This window comes from Mycobacterium sp. pUA109, from assembly GCF_041287095.1.
GTDB lineage: Bacteria > Actinomycetota > Actinomycetes > Mycobacteriales > Mycobacteriaceae > Mycobacterium.
The window spans coordinates 81931-100208 of record NZ_JBGGKS010000008.1 but is presented as its reverse complement, the minus strand read 5'-3'; the positions used below and the strand labels follow the sequence as shown (position 1 = coordinate 100208).

The 18278-nt window shown below is 70.2% G+C and carries 7 protein-coding genes; 2 read left to right on the top strand and 5 right to left on the bottom strand.

Annotated elements, in window-relative coordinates; genetic code table 11:
* The 3 genes from ACAG26_RS11305 to ACAG26_RS11295 all read right to left on the bottom strand — a co-directional run bounded on the left by ACAG26_RS11305 (position 1) and on the right by ACAG26_RS11295 (position 12730).
* Positions 1 to 9210, bottom strand: a complete 9210-nt coding sequence (locus tag ACAG26_RS11305) for a fatty acid synthase subunit beta domain-containing protein (RefSeq protein WP_370482222.1) — start codon at positions 9208 to 9210, stop codon at positions 1 to 3.
* A gap of 437 nt (positions 9211 to 9647) precedes the next feature.
* Complete coding sequence (locus ACAG26_RS11300) at positions 9648 to 11657, bottom strand: hypothetical protein (protein WP_370482219.1); 2010 nt, start codon at positions 11655 to 11657, stop codon at positions 9648 to 9650.
* Between the two features lie 32 nt (positions 11658 to 11689).
* On the bottom strand, positions 11690 to 12730 hold the full coding sequence (locus ACAG26_RS11295) for an acetyl-CoA carboxylase biotin carboxylase subunit family protein (protein ID WP_370482408.1): 1041 nt from the start codon (positions 12728 to 12730) through the stop codon (positions 11690 to 11692).
* A gap of 506 nt (positions 12731 to 13236) precedes the next feature.
* Here ACAG26_RS11295 and ACAG26_RS11290 point away from each other — a divergent pair.
* The gene (locus tag ACAG26_RS11290; protein ID WP_370482406.1) at positions 13237 to 14487 is read left to right on the top strand and encodes a nitrate/nitrite transporter; all 1251 of its coding nucleotides are present in this window, start codon (positions 13237 to 13239) and stop codon (positions 14485 to 14487) included.
* 169 nt (positions 14488 to 14656) lie between these two features.
* Positions 14657 to 16123: a serine/threonine-protein kinase gene (locus ACAG26_RS11285; protein ID WP_370482217.1), complete on the top strand. Its 1467-nt coding sequence runs from the start codon at positions 14657 to 14659 to the stop codon at positions 16121 to 16123.
* Here ACAG26_RS11285 and ACAG26_RS11280 read toward each other — a convergent pair.
* Both ACAG26_RS11280 and ACAG26_RS11275 read right to left on the bottom strand, forming a co-directional pair.
* The gene (locus ACAG26_RS11280; protein ID WP_370482215.1) at positions 16101 to 17369 is read right to left on the bottom strand and encodes a low temperature requirement protein A; all 1269 of its coding nucleotides are present in this window, start codon (positions 17367 to 17369) and stop codon (positions 16101 to 16103) included. The two genes, ACAG26_RS11285 and ACAG26_RS11280, sit on opposite strands and share 23 nt — an antisense overlap.
* Positions 17369 to 18247, bottom strand: a complete 879-nt coding sequence (locus ACAG26_RS11275; protein ID WP_370482214.1) for a MerR family transcriptional regulator — start codon at positions 18245 to 18247, stop codon at positions 17369 to 17371. Before ACAG26_RS11275 ends, ACAG26_RS11280 begins: the two co-directional genes overlap by 1 nt.
* Positions 18248 to 18278 lie beyond the last annotated feature (31 nt).

Sequence of the window (18278 nt, the reverse complement as noted above, 5' to 3'; positions counted from 1 at the left end):
CTACCGCAGGTAGACGTCGTCGTCGCCGAGCCGGGCGTCCGGGTTGAGCAGCATCGCGGCTTCCTGACGCTTCTCGGACAGCTCGTGGTCGAAGCGCCGGTCGGCGGGCCGCTCATACATCGGCCGGCCACCGGCGATCGCCGACGCCAACCGACGCTGCCCGGCCAGCAGCCGCGCATCGGCCTGCCGGCGGTACTCCTCCCGTTGAGCGGGGTCCAGCGCGGCCAGGAACGCCTGCGGATGCACCAGCGCGATCAGCCCCGACACGTGACCGAAGCCGAGGCTGGTCACCAGCCCGGCCTTGAGCGGGAACTTCTCGCCGAGCCGCAGCGTGTCGCGCACCCACACGAAATGCCCGGAGGAGGCCAGCTCGTCGTCCACGCAGTCCAGGCTGCGGTTGGGCGGAATGACCCCGTCGCGCAGGATCTGGCACAACCCCAGCATCTGGAACACCGCCGCCCCGCCCTTGGCGTGCCCGGTCAGGCTCTTCTGGCTCACCACGAACAGCGGCGCGCCGTCGGAGCGCCCCATCGAGTCGGCCAGCCGCTCGTGCAGCTCGGTCTCGTTAGGGTCGTTGGCCAGCGTCGAGGTGTCGTGCTTGGAGACCACCGCGATGTCGTCGGGCCCCACCCCGAGTTTGGCCAGCGAACGCGCCAGCATCGACTCGCGGCCGCCGCGACCGGCGCCCAGCGCCCCCAGCCCCGGCGCCGGGATCGAGGTGTGCACCCCGTCGGCGAAGCTTTGCGCGTAGCCGACCACCGCCAGCACCGGCAGCCCCATCTTGGCGGCCAAATCCCCGCGGGCCAGCAAGATGGTGCCCCCGCCTTGGGCTTCGACGAAGCCCAGCCGGCGACGGTCGTTGGCGCGGGAGAACTTCGCGTCGGAAATCCCCCTGGCGCGCATCATCTCGGTGTCGGCGGTGGCCGCCATGTCACCGAAGCCGATGATGGCCTCCAGCGTCAGATCGTCGTAGCCACCGGTGACCACCAGCTCGGCCTTGCCCAACCGGATCTTGTCGACGCCCTCTTCGACCGACACCGCCGCGGTGGCGCAGGCGGCCACCGGGTGGATCATCGCCCCGTAGGACCCGACGTAGGACTGCACCACGTGCGCGGCAACAACGTTGGGCAGCACCTCTTGCAGAATGTCGTTCGGTTTGTTCCGGCCCAACAGGTTGCCGTGGTACATGGTCTGCATCGAGGTCATGCCGCCCATCCCGGTGCCCTGGGTGCTGGCCACCAGCGACGGGTGCACCCAGCGCAGCAATTCGGTCGGGGTGAAGCCGGCCGACAGGAACGCATCGACGGTGGCGACGATGTTCCACAGCGCCACCCGGTCGATCGAGGTGGCCATGTCCTGGCTGATCCCCCACACCGTGGGGTCGAACCCGGTCGGGATCTGACCGCCGACCGTCCGGGACAGCTTGGTCTTGCGCGGCACCCGGATCTCGGTGCCCGCCTTGCGGATCACCTCCCAGTCCGACGAATCGGGCACCGGCCGGGCGACGGTGTGCTCCGGGTCGAACTGCACGAACGCCCGGGCGTCGGCCTCCGACGACACCACGAACGAGAAGTCCTTGTCCAGGAACACACTGACCAAAAGCGGCGAGGCGTGATCGGGGTCGATCGCACCGTCATCGACGAACTCGCGGATCCCGACCCGCTCCACCACGGTGTCGTGGTAGCGCTCGACCAGCTCCGACTCGTCGACCAGCTCCCCGGTGCCGGTGTCGTACCAGCCGGGGGTCGGGTCGTCCTCCCACTTGATCAGCCCGGTGGTCCAGGCCAGCTCCAGCACGCCGGCCGCCGACAGCTCGCCGGAGACCTCCATCTCGAAGCGGGTGCGCGACGAGCCCAGCGGGCCCAGTTCGGCACCGCCGACGATGACCACCAAGTCGGCCGGGTCGACGTCCAGGTCGTCCCAGACCGGCGGCGGCGCCGGGGTGTAGCCGCGCGGCGGGCTCGGCAGCGCCGCGATGGTCCCCTCGGCCGGCTCGTCGTCGGACGCGGCCTCGCTGACCATCTCCTCGCGGGCCTTGGCGGCCAGCTCGGCCATGTCCAGTTCGACGTCGGCCAGCCCGCCGGTCAAATCGGCGGTGATCGGGGTGTGCGCGGCGGCCACCTTGGACTCCACATCGCACAGGCCCAGCAGCATCGCCGCCATCTGCTCGGTGGAGTAGGTGGTGACCCCGGCCCGTTCCACCGCGGACACGATGGCGTCGTTGTGGCCCATCAGCCCGGTGCCGCGGGTCCAGCCGATCAGCGCGTGCGCGAGGCTAACCCGCTCGGCCCACGACGATTCGGCGCTCCACCGGGTCACCACCGCGTCCAGCGCGGCCTTGGCCTCGCCGTAGGCGCCGTCCCCGCCGAACATGCCGCGGTTGGGCGAGCCGGGCAGCACCACGTGCAGCCGCGACGCGATGTCGCGTTCGGCGCCGATCTTCGACAGCCCGCCGATCAGCCGCTGCACGGCCCACAGCAGCACCTTCATCTCCATCTCCGAGCGCGCCCCGGCCTCGGACAGGTCGCCGGCCACCCGGGGTGCCGCGAACGGGAACAGCAGCGTCGGCGTCTGCGCGTCCTTGATGTGAATCGACTGCGGCCCAAGGCTTTCGGACTGGTCGCTGCCGACCCACTGCACCAACGCGTCGATGTCGGCGTAGGACGCCATGTTCGCCGGCACCACCCACAGCGCGGCGTCGAAGCGGGCGTGGTCGCGGTACAGGCCGCGGTAGAACGCCAGCCGCTCGTCGTCCAGCCGGGAGGTGGTGGCGATGACGGTGGCGCCGCCGTCGAGCAGCTGCCCCACCACCGACGCGGCGATCGAGCCCTTCGACGCGCCGGTCACCACCGCGACCTCGTCGCTGTGGCGGCCCTTGCCCGGGTTCTCCGCCCCGGCCGCGATCCGGCCGAACAGCGAGGCGTGCACGGTGCGCCCGGCGGCCAGCGCCTTGCCCTGCCACCAGCTGGCCTGGGTCGCCACCACATGCCCGGCGCCCTCGAAGCGTTCGGACAGCCGCTGCCAGTCGGCGTCGATGTCGCCCTCATCGGCCAGCCACAGCTTGACCAGATCCTCGCGGGCGCTGGCCCACCGGTCGTCGAAGACGACGGCCTTGCGGGCGTCGAACACCGGCGCCACCAGCCGCGGCCAGTCGGCGCCCAGCTCGGTGGTCACCAAGTCGATCAGCTCGGCGTCGGTGGCGGTCTCCGGGGTGACGACCGCGTCGTCGAGGCCCAGCTGGCTCAGCACCAGCCGCGCCGCCGAGGCCAGCACCCCGTCGCGGCCGGTGATCTGCTCGGTGAACTCGCCCAACGCGGCGGCGTCCACGGTCGCGCCGCCGCCTCCCCCGGATGACGGCAGCGCCACCGCGACGCCCCGGCGGGCGGCCACCGCACCGACCGCGGCGTCGATGACCTTGTCCACGGCGGCGGCGTCGGCCAACGCGCCCTCGTGCAGCCCGCCCAGCGCCCCGCCGCGCACGCTGCTGCCCTCGCGGGTGCCCAGCGCGACCTCGACGGTGACGTGCTTGGCCCAGCCGTCGCCGAGTTCCCAGGTCTTTTTGACCCGTTCGGCGATCGCGGCCGGCCGCTTGCCCGACGGCCCCAGCGCGGTGCGCAGCTGGTCGTTGATCGCGTCGGTCAGCACCGGGCCGTAAGGCTTGTAGGTGCGGGCCAGCTTGGTCACCTGGGTCTTCAACCCGGCCAGGTCGGCTTCGGCGGCGCCGTCGATGGCGCCCAGGTTCAGCTCCGAGCCCAGGTCGACCAGCAGCTGGTTGCGCCGCGACGACGCGCCGTCGGTGATCGATTCGATGGAGTCCAGCGGCTCGATCTGGTCGATGCGCATCTTGGCGCTCAGCGCGATCAGCGCCAGGGTGGCGTCGGCGGCGTCGAACCCGATGTCGTCGGGCCGGGGCCCACCCGACGGAGCGGCCGGGGCGGCCGGCGCCGGGGCGGCGTCCGCCACCGGAGCGGCGTCGGCGGCAGCCTCGACCGGCACCTCCTCTTCGTCCTCGGGCTCGGGGTCGGTGTCGGTGGCGAACAGCACCGCCGCGTCGCGCTCGGAGTTGAGCACTTCCACGGTGGAATGGGCGTATTCGGGCAGCTTCAGCGTGTTGGTGGCCAGGCCGGTGACCGTCGGCGAGGACTTCACCCCGATCTCGACGAACCGCTCCACCCCCAGGCCGCCGGCGGCTTCCTCGATGAACAGCAGATCCTGGGTTTCGATCCAGCGCACCGGGCTGGCGAACTGCCAGGCCAGCAGCTCGATGACGATCTTGCGGCACAGCTCCCGCGGCTTCTCGGTCCGCCAGGTGTCGTAGTCGGCGAGGATCTCGTCGAGCGGCTCGGCGGGCACCAAATCGCGGATCTCCTGGATGAACTCGCGGTCCAGGCTGAACGGCTTGGGCACCAGGTTGGGGATGTAGCGCCCGATGATCAGGTCCGGGTCCTTGTCGCGCGGCATCACCCGTTCCAGCGAACGCCGGAAGTCGTCGACCCCGACCCGGAGCACCCGGGAGTGGAACGGCACATCGATGCCGGGCACCAGGATGAAGGACCGCTTGCCGCCGGTGATTTCGCGGCGCCGCTCCACCTCGGCTTCCAGCTCCTCCAGGCCGCGCACCGTGCCGGCGATCGCGTACTGCGAGCCGCGCAGGTTGAAGTTCACGATCTGCAGGAATTCCCCGGTGCGCTCGGCGATCTCGGCGACGAACGTGGTGACGTCGGCGTCGTCGAGGTCGATCTGCGACGGCCGGATGGCGGCCAGCCGGTAGTTGGACCGGCCCTGCGCGTCCCGCGGCACGATGTCGTGCATCTTGGAGCCGCGGTGGAACACCACCTCCAGCAACGCTTCCAGCTCGTAGACACCGGACACGCAGGCCAGCGCGGTGTACTCGCCGACGGAGTGCCCGCAGGCGATGGCGCCCTCGACGAACGCGCCCTGCTCACGCATCTCGGCGACCTGGGCGGCGGCCACCGTGGCCATCGCGACCTGGGTGAACTGGGTCAAATACAGCACGCCCTCGGGGTGCTGGTAGTGCACGCCGGAGGCGATCAGCGACGTCGGGTTGTCCCGCACCACGTGCAACACCGAGAAGCCCAGCGTGTCCCGGGTGAACTTGTCCGCCGAATCCCACACCTTGCGGGCGGCCTTGGAGCGGGCCCGCACGTCCATGCCCATGCCCTTGTGCTGGATGCCTTGCCCGGGGAAGGCGTAGACGGTTTTGGGGGCGGCCAGCCGTGCGGTCGCCGACATCACCAGATCCGAGCCGACCCGGGCGGCGATCTCCAAAACCTCGGCGCCCAAATCGATGCCGACCCGGTCGACCCGGAAGTCGACGTCGTCGCCGGGCCGCACCATGCCCAAAAAGCGCGCGGTCCAGCCGATCAGCCGGGCCGGGGGCCGGGCTTGGCCGTCGGTGGCGGTGACCACGTGCTGGGCGGCGGCCGACAGCCACATGCCGTGCACGATCGGCGCGTCCAGCCCGGCCAGCAGCGCGGCGGCCCGGTCGGTGTGGATCGGGTTGTGGTCCCCGGACACCACCGCGAACGGCCGCATGTCGGCCGGGGCGGTCAGCGTCACGTCGCGGCGACGCCGGCGCGGGGTGTCGGTGGCGTTGTCGGACACCGCGCCGCCGGCCCGGGCCGGGTCGGTCAGTTCGGCGGCGCCGGTGCGGCCGCGGATCGCGAACCGCTCCTCCAGCCGGGCCAATTCGACCCCGGCGGTGTCGGCGACGGTGACCGACACCGGCACCACCCGGCCGACCTCGGTGTCGGTGGCCGCCGACACCGCTGCGGTGACGGTCAATTCGGCCGCGGCGCCGGGCAGCGGGGCGACCAGGTGCGCGGCGTGGTCCAAGTGCACCAAGCTCAGCAGGCCCTCGACCACCGGGAAACCGGTGTCGGTGGCGGCCGCGCCGATGGCGGCGAACACCGCCGGCCAGCAGCGGCCGACCAACGCATCGGGCACGGTGGTCAGCCCGGGCGCCAACGGGGCGCCGAAGGTGGCGGTGACCCCGGTGTGGTCGGCGACCTGCTCGGGGTTCCAGCCCACCGTCACGGTCGCCACCCCGTCGGTCACCGGCGGCAGCGCGTCGGGTCCGTCGACGCCGGCGGCGATCGCCAGCACCGCGCGCATCGCGGCCGCGGCGTCCTCGGTGCGCACCACCGGGGTGCCGCCGTCGACGGTGACGGCGGGCAGGGTCAGCCGGATGTCGATCCAGGTGCCCGACAGCGGCACGGACAGCACCACGTCCTCGCCGTCGATCTCCAGCCGCGCGCCGGTGGACGGGTGGTTGGCGGTGCGGTTTTCGTGCACCTGCCACTGGTCGGGGGCGGCGATGCGGTGCACCGGGTTGGTGGCGGTGCGCCCGGCCCACAGCACGTCGGGGGCGTCCAGCACGATCGCCAGCGGCCCGGTCACGTCGGTGCGGCCCTGCCGGCGCGCGGTCACCGGCTGCGGCTGCCCGTTACCGGAGGCCACCTCGTCGATCGCGGCCTGCTCGAACCGGTCCAACAGTTCGCCGACGGGCTCGTCGATCCGGGTGATGCCGGCGACCGCCGACGTGCCCGGGATGATGCACACCTGGTCGGCGTTGTAGCGCGCGTCGTGGGCCTGCCACAGCGAGTCGCTGCGCCACCACCGGCGCACATCCTTGTCGATCACCGGCACGAAGTTGACCGGCTTGCCCAGCGTCTTGCACAGCTGGATGAAGAACGGCACGTCGGCCGGGTGCAGGTGCACGGTGTCGGCGTCCGGGTAGTGCGCCAGCAGCGCGGCGATCGCGTCGGCCGGCCGCTCCAGCAGCGCCGGGTCGGCGAACAGGGTCTCGATCGGGCCGAAATCGGCGGCGTGCAAACGGGCTTCGGCGCGCTGCAGCATCGACGCGAACCGGTCCCGCCAGGTGTCGGCCAGCCACGGGCTGCCCGGGGAGGCGGTGTCGGCGGTGGAATCGCCGTCGCCGATGGTCAATTCGACGTAGCGGTCCAGCCACTGCCGGTAGGTCATCTCGGCGACGTCACCGAAATACGGTTTGGCGGTGTTGGCCATCGCCGCGATGATCTCGTCGCGGCGGGCCGCGACCGCCTCGGCGTCGCCGGCGACCTCGTCGAGCAGCCGGCCGCAGCGCGACGCGGTGTTGTCGATCTCGTGGATGTCGGCGCCGAGCTGGCTGCGGCTCGACGCCATGCCGCCCTGGGCTTTTCCGGCGCTGATCCACTGGTCGGTGCCGTGGGTGTCGACCAGCATCTGCTTGACCGACGGCGAGGTGGTGGCCTCCTTGGTGGCCATCGCCGCGGTGCCGACCAGGATGCCGTCCACCGGCATCAGCGGGAAACCGTAGGCCTGGGCCCACCGCCCGGTCAGGTACTCGGCGGCGCGTTCCGGGGTGCCGATGCCGCCGCCGACGCACACGGTGATGTTGGACCGCGACCGCAGCTCGGAGTAGGTGGCCAGCAGCAGGTCGTCGAGGTCTTCCCAGGAGTGGTGGCCGCCGGCCCGGCCGCCTTCGATGTGCATGATGACCGGTTTGGTCGGCACCTCGGCGGCGATGCGGATCACCGAGCGGATCTGTTCGACGGTGCCGGGTTTGAACACCACGTGGCTGATGCCGATGTCGTTGAGCTCGTCGATCAGCTCGACGGCCTCTTCGAGGTCCGGGATGCCGGCGCTGACCACCACCCCGTCGATCGGGGCGCCGGACAGCCGCGCCTTTTGCACCAGCCGCTTGCCGCCGACCTGCAGCTTCCACAGGTACGGGTCCAGGAACAGGGTGTTGAACTGCACGGTGCGGCCCGGCTCCAGCAGGCCGGTCAGCTCCTCGATGCGGGCGGCGAAGATCTCCTCGGTGACCTGCCCACCGCCGGCCAGCTCGGCCCAGTGCCCGGCGTTGGCGGCGGCGGCGACGATGTGCGCGTCGACGGTGGTCGGGGTCATCCCGGCCAGCAGGATCGGCGAGCGGCCGGTCAGCCGGGTGAATTTGGTGGCGAGCTTGGTGCGGCCGTCGGGCAGGGCCACCACCGACGGGGCGTAGCTGGTCCAGGGCCGGGCCACCTCCGGGACGGCGCCGACGGTGAACAGGTTGCGCTGGCCGCCGCGGGTGGCCACCGGCACGATGCCGATCCCCAGCCCGCGGATCACCGGGGCGGTCAGCCGGGTCAGGATGTCGCCGGGACCCAGGTCCAGAATCCAGCGGGCGCCGGCGTCGTGCAGCGCGGTGACCTCGTCGACCCAGTCCACCTGACGCACCAGGATGGCCTCGGTCATCTCCCGGGCCAGCGCCACGTCCAGGCCCACCTGCTCGGCCCAGCCGCCGACCAGGTCGATGCCGTCGGCCAGCCGCGGGGTGTGGAAACCCACCTCCACCGCCACCGGCTCGAACACCGGGGCAAAGACGGCGCCGCCGCGCACCTTGTTCTTGCGGTCGGCGGCCTCCTTCTCGGCGATCTGTTCGCAGTACAGCTCGAAGCGGGACAGTTGCTCGGGGGTGCCGGTGATGACGACCGCGCGCCGGCCGTTGCGGATGGACAGCACCGGCGGCAGCACGGTGCGCACGTCTTGGGCGAACTCTTCGAGCAGTTCGTAGAGCCGCTCGGGGTCGGCGCCCGAGACCGACACCATCGGCGGGCGGTCGCCGAGCACCGAGATGCCGCGCCGACGCGCCACCAGGGTGCCGGCGGCGCCGATCAGCTGGGCCAGGGCCAGCAGCTGCACGTCGGCCGCGCCGGCCGCCTTGAGCGCCTCCACGGCCAGCACACCCTGCGAGTGCCCCGCGACGGCCACCGGCGGGGTCGCCGACAGGTCCATGCCCTGGCGGGCCAGGGCCCGCATCGCCGCGACCTGGGTGAGCAGCACCCCGGGCACCGACACCGCCGCCGAGGTCAGGTGCTTGGCCGCCGGGACCGGGTCCTCGGCGGCCAGGGCCCGCACCCAGCTCAGCGGCTCGAAGCCGATCGGGCGGACCACCACGAGTTCCTTGGCGACCGGCTCCAGCAGCAGTTCGGCCTCACCGACCAGCGTGGTCAGCTCGGATTCGATCCCGGCCGAGGACACCAGCTCCTCGAGGGTCTCCAGCCAGGCGCTGCCCTGGCCCCCGAACGCCACCGCGTACGGCTCCCCGGCGGTCAGACGATCGACCAGCGCGTGGGTGTGCGTCGACTCCGGGGTGGTCCCGTCGTGGTCAGCGGACACCCGGTCGTGCTCGTGGATCGTCACGTTGTTTATCTCCCTGTAGTGCTCGTGTCGCGTGTCCGGCGTGCGCTCCCTGCGGGGGCGGTGGCCGTCGGTGGTGAGTCCTCGTCGACTCCAGCTCAGCTGTCCCGGGTCGGTGTCCGGCGGGTCAAAACGCCGCGGCGGACGTCATCGGCTGCATTAAGGGTGGCATAAGAATCTGGGCCGTTTCGTCGAGAAATCGGTTACTGGTGAGTTCTACGCACGGGTAACCGTGCCCTGGGTAACACCGGGTTGAACGACGGTCAGCGGCCTCCGGGACAAACGTCCTGCATGCGGGTGGTTACGGTCGAGTAGCCACAATAGCGCAGATCAAAGCAGTATTGTTATCGAATCGTTATCTTCGGTTTTCGGCCCGCCAACGGGCGCCGACGCGGCCGGACGACCGCACCGCGGTGCGCGTAAGTTTGCTGGGCCAGACCTCAGCCGACGGCGTCCAGGCCGGCCATGCGGCCCACACCCCAGCTGCGCTGGATGTATCCCACCACCCGGTCCAGTTCGGCCTGGGTGACCGAGGCAAGTTCGCCGGGCTCCAGCGGGTCGAAATGAAAGATGTACAGCCGTGAGGCGAACTGCTCGAACGGCAGCGACGCCTCCCCGGACCGCTCCCCGTTGCCGGCGGTGCTGACCACGACGCCGTCGCCCCAATCCTGGCCGCTGTCGTTGTTCGGGTTGTAGAAGTAGACCCGCATCGTCTCCTCGGGGTCGAGGCTGACGCGCAGCACGGTGATCGCGTGCCACCCGATGAACCGGGCGGCGCTGTCGGTCACCGCCACCCCGGCCGGCTGCGGGTGGATCAGCGGCTGGTTGCCGTTGTAGAACGGGTGATACGCCGCGTAGAAGTGGCGCAAAAACCCGTCGACGTCGACGAGTTCGCCGGTGGCCACGTCGACGTTGATCCGGAATCCGCGCCCGGACCACCAGCCGTGAAATTCCGGGTTGACCCAGCGGTGCGGGTCGCCGTCGCGCCCGACGCAACGCCGGCCCATCTCCGCGTAGATGCGGTCCAGGTGCGGCACCACCAGCAGCGAGACGGGGTCGAGGTCGATCGGCAGCTTGGTCGCCACCCCGGTGTCGACCTCGCGGGAGGAGATCGGCTGCCCCTCGAAGTGCATGACGATCTCGTCGTCGCGGGCCGCCCAGGCGATCGTCTGCAGCAGATAGTCGGGATCGTTGTACGCCCACATCGACAGGGCGCGCGCGGACTGGCAGGTGGGGTTGTCGCCCTGCCCGACGCCCAGCGGCAGCCCCAGCATCGACAGCGTCCCGGCCAGCAGCCAGGTGTGCGCGTCGCGGGCCAGCCCGAACGCCAGCGTCAGCCGCTGCCGGGAGTACTCCGACAGCGGCAGCGCCAGTTGCCGCCACAGCGACGGCGCCACCGGCGGCTGGTAGAGGATGCCGCGCTCCAGCAGCAACGCCAGCCCGTAGATGCATTGGGCGGTGTCGGTGTGCACGGCCGCCGAGATCAGGGCGTGCACCAGGTCGTGGTAGCACAGCAGACAGTCGCGCCCGGTGCTGGACAGGCCCAACGCCTCGCCGAGCAGATAGTCGCTCTTTTCGGCCAGGAAACGCAGCAGCACCGCGTGATACGGCGACACCAGCCCGGTGTCGTGCATCGAGCGGGCGAACCCGGCCGCCTCGTACTGCAGGGTGGGTTCGTCCATCGACTCCAGCCGGCTGCGGTAGACCTCGACGCCGGGGTCCTCCCGGCAGGCCTCGGTGGTGCCGTACAGGCTGGTGATCAGCCGGTCCACCCCCAGCCCGCCGTTGCCCAGGTCGATGTCCGGGTCGCCGCGGGCGATCGAGATCTGGGTGATCATCGCCTTGATCTGGTCGACCTGGATCGGGCGCTGCCGCAGGATCCGCCAGATCTCGTCGACCAGCCGGTCCAGCACGTGCTCGTAGCCGATCTCGTCGGCCAGATACCGGAACAGGTCGCGGGTCACCGCGGCCATCCGGCCCTGCAGCTCGCGTTCGGCCTCGGTCGGCGGGGTGAACAGCAGCGACAGGTTGATCGCCAGCACCTGGGACAGATGGTGGCGGGCCTGCTCGGCGGAGATCAGCGGGTGCAGGTAGTCGCCCTGGGCGACCGCGAGCAGCCGCAGCAGGCTAACCGCCTCCAACACGACGGTGTCCTGGTTGTCGCTGCGCAGCGAGCCGGTGCTCAGCGCGGGCAGCAGGGTCTGCGGGGTCGCCCAGTCGGTGCCGAGGAACAGGCCGGCGGCCTCCAGCTCCTGGGCCCGCGCCCGCACCGCGGCGCAGCCGCCGGGTTGCAGCAGCGCTAGCCGCAGCCCGTCCAGGACGCGACGCAGTTTGCCCGGTTTGCCGACGTCACCGGCCTCCGCCAGGATTCGGGTGGCGTCGCTGAGCCTCGCCAGACGCTTGTCCAACACCGTGCCTTCGCCGTTCCCGTTGCTGCTCGGTGAATTCAACCAGGTTCCTCACGTCTTTGCCGCCGGAGCCGTCAGACGTAGAAGTCGAGTTCTTCTTGCCGCTTGAGCAGGCGCCGCATTTCGTACGGATCCTCCCCGAAGAAGTAGACCAGACCCCAGTGGGTGCCGAACGCGGTGCGCTTGGTCACCGTCTCTTCCAGCGGCGCGGTCAGCTCGTGGGATTCGAAGTACTCGTGGTCCTCGGTCTCCTCGGGCATGGCCAGGGTGCTGACCACCCGGCGCCGCGGATACACCCCGAAGCAGCCCGCGTGGCCCTTGGCGTCGACGACCTCGCGGGGGAAGAAGGCCTCGAGTTCCTCCTCGGTGGTCTTCGGGTCGAAGGCCAGCACCAGGCCCTGGTAGGCGTTGAAGCCGTAGGTGCGTTCCAGCAGTTCGAAGACCTTGAAGCCCGGCGGCCGGTAGGCGACCTCGCCGAAGTACATTTCGCCGTCGCTGGTGACGAAGTATTCCGGGTGCACAAATCCGAAGTCGATGTCGAAGGTCTTGATCAACTTCTCCACCTGGCGGGTGATCTGCTCACGGTAGCGCTCCAGCTCCGGTGAGGCCGGGACGAACACCGAATAGCCCAGCGTCACATATTCGGAGATGTTGAGGAAACGGATCTTGCCGTTGTGCACCCAGGCTTCCACGGCGAATTCCCAGCCATCCAAATGCGATTCCATCAACGCCGGGAATTCCTCATCCGGGATCGAGTCGATGTCATCGGGGGTGCGGATCACCCGGTGCCCCAGGCAGCCGGCCTTGTCGAAGGCCTTGAAGTGGATCGGGTCGTTGGGGTCGCCGTCCAGCTTGAGCAGGGTCTGGTTGACGCGCTTGAGGAAGCGGATGACGTCGTCGCGGTCGTGGGCTTCCTCGAAGATGCCGACCCGGATTCCGCCGAGCTGGGCACGGCGCTTCATCAGCGACTTGTCCCGCAGCAGCATGGCCTGACCCAGCAGCCGCGGATTGTCCATCAGCACCGAGTTGATCGCGCCGGCCCACTCCACGGTCTCCTCGAACAGCGGGATCGCGACGTCGACGCCGCGGTCCTTGAGGGTCTCGGCGATCTCCATAGATCGCTCGTTGAGTCGCTCGAAATTCCAGGCGATGTAGGGGATGTCGTGTTGCTGGCAGTATTCCTCGGCCCAATCCGGCGCGACCACCACATAGCGGCGGTCGAAACGGTCCACCGCATCGATGGCATTCAGGCTCCAGCCCAGCAGCGCGATATAGCCCTTTTCCGGGTTGCGAACCTTGTCCGAATTGCTATTGTCCGGTGCGCCTGCGGAATTCGGCAAAATAATACCCCTCTTATCCCTTCTTCGAACGTGATTTCTCCCCACGTTACCTGCCGCGCGCCGGCGGTGCCCGCGGCACACGGGGCCGGCGGCGCTCGCGCAGGTGGCGGCGCGGGCCGCTCGGTGGGTCCCCGGCCACCGAACACCTCAATTGCATCAGTGGCAACGCTTGTGGCATCGGCCCCAGCCGCATCAGTTCTTGCCGCGGATTCGTCATACCCGGGCACGACCGGGCAGGATTGGACGGCGAAACGAACCCCGAGGAAAGGCCCACCCCCAAGTTGCGTCCCTGGATCGTGTGGTGCACCGGGCTGCTGGCCTACATCGTGGCCGTGCTGGACCGGACCACCTTCGGGGTGTCGGGGCTGGACGCGGCCGACCGGTTCGGGGCGAGCTCCAGCGTGCTGTCGACGTTCGTGGTGCTGCAGATCATCGTCTACGCCGCAACCCAGATCCCCGCGGGGGTGTTGCTGGACCGGTTCGGCCCCAAGGCGATGATCGCCACCGGTTTGGCGATCATCTCCACCGGGCAGCTGACCCTGGGGTTGACCCATTCGCTGCCGACCGCCATCGGCGCCTACGCGCTGGTGGGGTTGGGTGACGCGTTCATCTTCATCTCGGCGATCCGGCTGGTGCCGAACTGGTTCGCTCCGCCGATGGTGCCGTTGGTGACCCAGCTGACCGGGATCTGCGGCCAACTCGGCCAGGTGCTGTCGGCGGTGCCGTTTCTGGCGCTGCTGCTGCACCACGGCTGGACGGTCGCCTACGCCGCGGCGGCGGCGTTGGGCGTGTTGTCGATCGTGTTGACGCTGGCCCTGGTGCGCGACACCCCGCACGGCACCGAAGTCGTTGCCGAGCCCCGGACCGTGCACAGCACCCTGGCCGACATCAAGGCGGTGTGGTCACGGCCGGGGACCCGGCTGGGGTTCTTCACCCACATGGGCACCCAGTTCGCGATGACGGTGTTCGCGCTGATGTGGGGCGTGCCGTATTTGACCAAGGCGCAAGGCCTGACCCCCAGCGTGGCCGGCGGGTTGCTGACGGTGTCGGTGGCGACGTTCGCCGTGGCCGGGGTGGCGATCGGGATCTTCTCCGGGCGTCATCCGCATGCCCGGCCGGCGTTGGTGCTCGGGCTGATCATCGCCAGCGCGACGATCTGGACGGTGGTGCTGGCGCTGCCGTTCCGGGCGCCGGGGTGGCTGCTGGTGCTGCTGGTGGTGGTCATCGCGGTCAGCCAAACCGTGTCGCTGGTCGCGTTCGACTTCGCCCGCACCTACAACCCGCGCACCAGCCTGGGCACCGCCCAGGGCATGGTCAACACCGGCGGGTTCATCGCCTCGCTGCTGGTGATGCAGGCGATGGGCATCATCATCGGCGGCGTGTATTCGTTCGACTCGTTCCGGGCGGCCTGGACCGTCCAGTACGTCGTCTGGGCGGTGGCCGCGGTCGGCGTCGCGCGCAGCGGTCGCCAGGCACGCCACTCCGAACGGCTCGGGGAGCCCGGCGCGCTCACCATTTCCCCCGGCCACTGACCGGACGCCGGCCACGTTTGATGGGCCCACGGGGGTGGTACACCCCAACGCGAAAGGCCCCCACGGTGTTCGAGGTGACGCGTACGTCAATGCGATGTTCGGTTTTGCGTCCGCTCGCGGCCGATCCTGCGCGGACCCAGCGCGGTCCGGCAACCGGAAGTGTGTGGCCATGCCACTGGTGAGTGGCGCGGAGGCGGCTGGCGGTTTCCGGATCATCCGGCTGCTGGGCTGCGGTGGGATGGGTGAGGTTTACCTGGCTGAACATCCCCGGCTGCCACGCCGCGACGCGCTCAAGATTCTGCCGCGGGACGTTTCGGACGACCCGGGGTTTCGCGCCCGGTTCAACCGCGAATCCGAACTGGCCGCCGGGTTGTGGCATCCGCATGTCGTCGGCCTGCACGACCGCGGCGAGTTCGGCGGGCAGCTGTGGCTGTCGATGGACTACGTGGAGGGCACCGACGCGGCGCAGCTGCTGTGCGAGAAATATCCGGCCGGCATGCCCACCGACCTGGTGGTCGAGATCGTCACCGCCATCGCCGACGCGCTCGACTACGCCCACGACCAGGGGTTGCTGCACCGCGACGTCAAACCCGCCAACATCTTGATCAGCCACTCGTCGCCGGGGCCGCAGCGGCGAATCCTGTTGACCGATTTCGGGGTGGCGCGGCGCCTCGACGACGTCAGCGGATTGACCGAGACCAACATGACGGTGGGCACCGTCAGCTATATTGCCCCCGAGCAGCTGGTGGACGGCCCCATCGACGGGCGCGCAGACCAATACGCGTTGGCCGCCACCGCGTTTCACCTGTTGACCGGGTCGCCGCCGTTCGCCGACAAGAACCCCGCCGTGGTGATCACCAAACACCTGCATGCGCCGCCGCCGCCGCTCGGCGATATCCGGCCGGACCTGGCCGGCTGCGACGAACCGTTCATCCGAGCGCTGGCCAAACGCCGGATTGATCGGTTCGGGCGCTGCCAAGACTTCGCCGACGAACTGCGGCGCTGCACCCACTCCGCCTGCGGGGCCCCGGCCGGCGCCACCGCCTCGGCACCCGTCGCCCTGGTTGCGCCGGGCGTGCACACCGACCGACCACCCGTGGCACCCGCCCCCGCTGCTCGGGCGCCCGCCCCGCCGCTTCGACCGGTGGGCAAAACCGCCGGCCTCATCAGCGCCATCTTGGCCATCTTCGCGGTCGGGTTCCTGGTGCTGCTGGCGCTCGGGTTGCCCCGCGAGCGCCAACCGGCGCCGCCCAATATCGACGTACCGTCCGCGACCATCACCGCGCCGCCCGGGCCACCTGAGCCCGAGCCGCCGGTGGTGTCGACGGTGGTGCCAGCGGAGACCGCCACGGAGCCGTCGCCGCCGCAGACCGCGACGCCGACGGAGACGTGGACGCCGCCCCCGACCACCACCACGTGGGTACCGACAACCACCCCGCCGGCGACGTCCACCCGCCCGACCACGACCTCCGTTTCACCGCCGGTCACCACCGCGGTGACCGGCAGTGGCAACAGGCCGGCGGTCGGCTCGGCCTGCACCGCCAGCCAGGTCGGTGCGGTCGCCACCTCGAACACCAACCTGCCCGTTCGGTGCGTAAGCACGCCCAGCGGGTTCACCTGGGTGTCGGGGTCGTAGCCTCGGCCAGCACGGCCGCGGTGCGCCGGTGCCCACCCAGCTCGTAGCCGATCACGACCGCCGTCGGTGCGACCGCGACGATCACCAGGCACACCCCGATCGGCACCCCCGCCGCGGCCAGCCACACCGCCCCGGCCAACACCGCCGCGGCCAGGCACACCAGCAGCGCGTACAGACCGTCCCAGGTCCGCGCCACCGCCAGGTACACCGCGAACAGCGCGCCCAGGTACGCGCCGACCGGGACGGCGACGGCCAGCACGGTCGCCGCCGAACTCAACTGCGAGCGATGGTCGAGGTATTCGGCGGCGGTGTGCAGGCCGGCGCCGGTGGCCACGATCGCACCGAACACCACGATGTGCAGGTAGCCGTAGGAGAACGAGCGCTCGCGGTGGGCGTGCAACAGGTCGCCGAACGGCACCACGAAGTAGACCCACCACAGGCCGAACGTCAATCCGGTTCCGGCCACCGCGACCAGCACGGTGGTGATCGACCAGCCCTGTTCGGCGACCACCGCCGACAGCGACGCGACCGCCCCCACCACACCCTCACCCAGCGCGATGATGGTCAGCAGCCCGTAGCGTTCGGCCATGTGGTGCGCATGCCACGGGGTGCCGCCGATCCGCTTTTCCGCGACCATCGGACCGGCCAACTCGATCGCGGCCATCACCGCGACCAGACCGAACGTCACCGCGACCGAGGTGTGGGCGATGATGACGCCGACCCACCCGATCTGGGCGATGGTGATGGCGGCCGCGTAGGTCAGGCATGCCAACCGCCGCTGCGGATCGTGCCGGGCGGCGCGTAACCATTGACCCACCATGGCAATTCGCATCACCACGTAGCCAGCGACCAACACCCGATTGTCGACGTGGCGGCCGTCGGCGATCGAGGAGAACACCGGCGGAATGCCCAGGGCCAGCAGCAGCACGCCCACCATCTGCAGCATCGTGCTCAACCGATACACCCAGTCGTCGGTGTCATAGGCCGACGCGAACCAGCTGAAGTTGATCCACGCCCAGCACACCGCGAAGGCGGCGAAGGCGAAACCGGCCAGACCCGCGCCGAGGTGGTGGGCGGCCAGCGCGTGGCTGAACTCCGAGGCGGCGACACCGAACGCGATGACGAAGGTCAGGTCGAACAGCAGCTCCAACGGGGACGCCACCCGGTGCCGTTCGTGCGGGTCGCGGCCCGACATCCGGCGCATCCGATGCGCACGCGTCCGCGCCGACAGGGAATCTGCGGTCATCAGCACGGCACTTTCGACGACGCCGGCAACACGATGACGCTGACGGCGGTCAGCCCGCGCCGGGTGACCTCATCGGTCAGCGCGTCGATGAACTCCGCAGCCGCCGGGGTGATCGACGCCGCCCAGGCGTGAAATCCCTGGACGATGACCGGGTCGCGTTCCAGTTGCGGCTGCACGCACCGCAATACCTCGACAACGTCGTCGGGCAGCGGATCGGCCAGCTGCTGGTCGATCCAGCTGTGCGCGAGTTCCTGCGCGGCACCGTCCTTTTCGTCCAGCGCCACCACGTCCCCGGCCAACCGGCGCAGCCGGTCGAACAGCACCTGGCGGCCCGGCGTCGTCGCCATCTGCTCCAGCAGGGTGCTGGCCGCCGGCGGCAACACCATCTGCCCGAATAGCGCGGGAACGGGGAGCTCCCAGTCGTTGAACAACTCGGCGTACATCGCGGCGACCGGAGGAGACAACGGTGCGCTGAGCCGCCCGATCACCCCGATGCTGTCCCGATGCGAGGTGGCCAACCGGCGCAGAATCCGCTCGTCGATGTCGACCTCGGGAGTGTCGATGGCGGCGTCGATGGCGGCCACCAACCGATCCAACCGGTCGCGTTCGGCGAGCAGCAGTTTGCGGTGCTCGTCGAGAATGCCGGCCAGCGTGCTGGGCGGACCGTTCAGCACCCGCTGGATACCTTTGATGCTGACGCCCAGGCTGCGCAGCAGATCGATGCGCAGCAGGTCGAGCACCTGCTCGACGTCGAACACCCGGTAGCCGTTGGCCAGGTGCGTCGCCCGCAGCAATCCGACCTTCTCGTAGTGGCGGATCCGGCCCGACCCGATCCCGGTCAGGGCGGCGACGTCGCCGATCAGCAGCTGTTCAGCCACGCTTTGACCTTACAACCGGTCTAAGGCGTGT

Excerpts from the sequence above, each read along its gene's own strand:
- ACAG26_RS11295 (WP_370482408.1), bottom strand. The coding sequence starts at position 12,730 with ATGGAGATCGCCGAGACCCTCAAGGACCGCGGCGTCGACGTCGCGATC.
- ACAG26_RS11285 (WP_370482217.1), top strand. The coding sequence starts at position 14,657 with ATGCCACTGGTGAGTGGCGCGGAGGCGGCTGGCGGTTTCCGGATCATC.
- ACAG26_RS11280 (WP_370482215.1), bottom strand. The coding sequence starts at position 17,369 with ATGACCGCAGATTCCCTGTCGGCGCGGACGCGTGCGCATCGGATGCGC.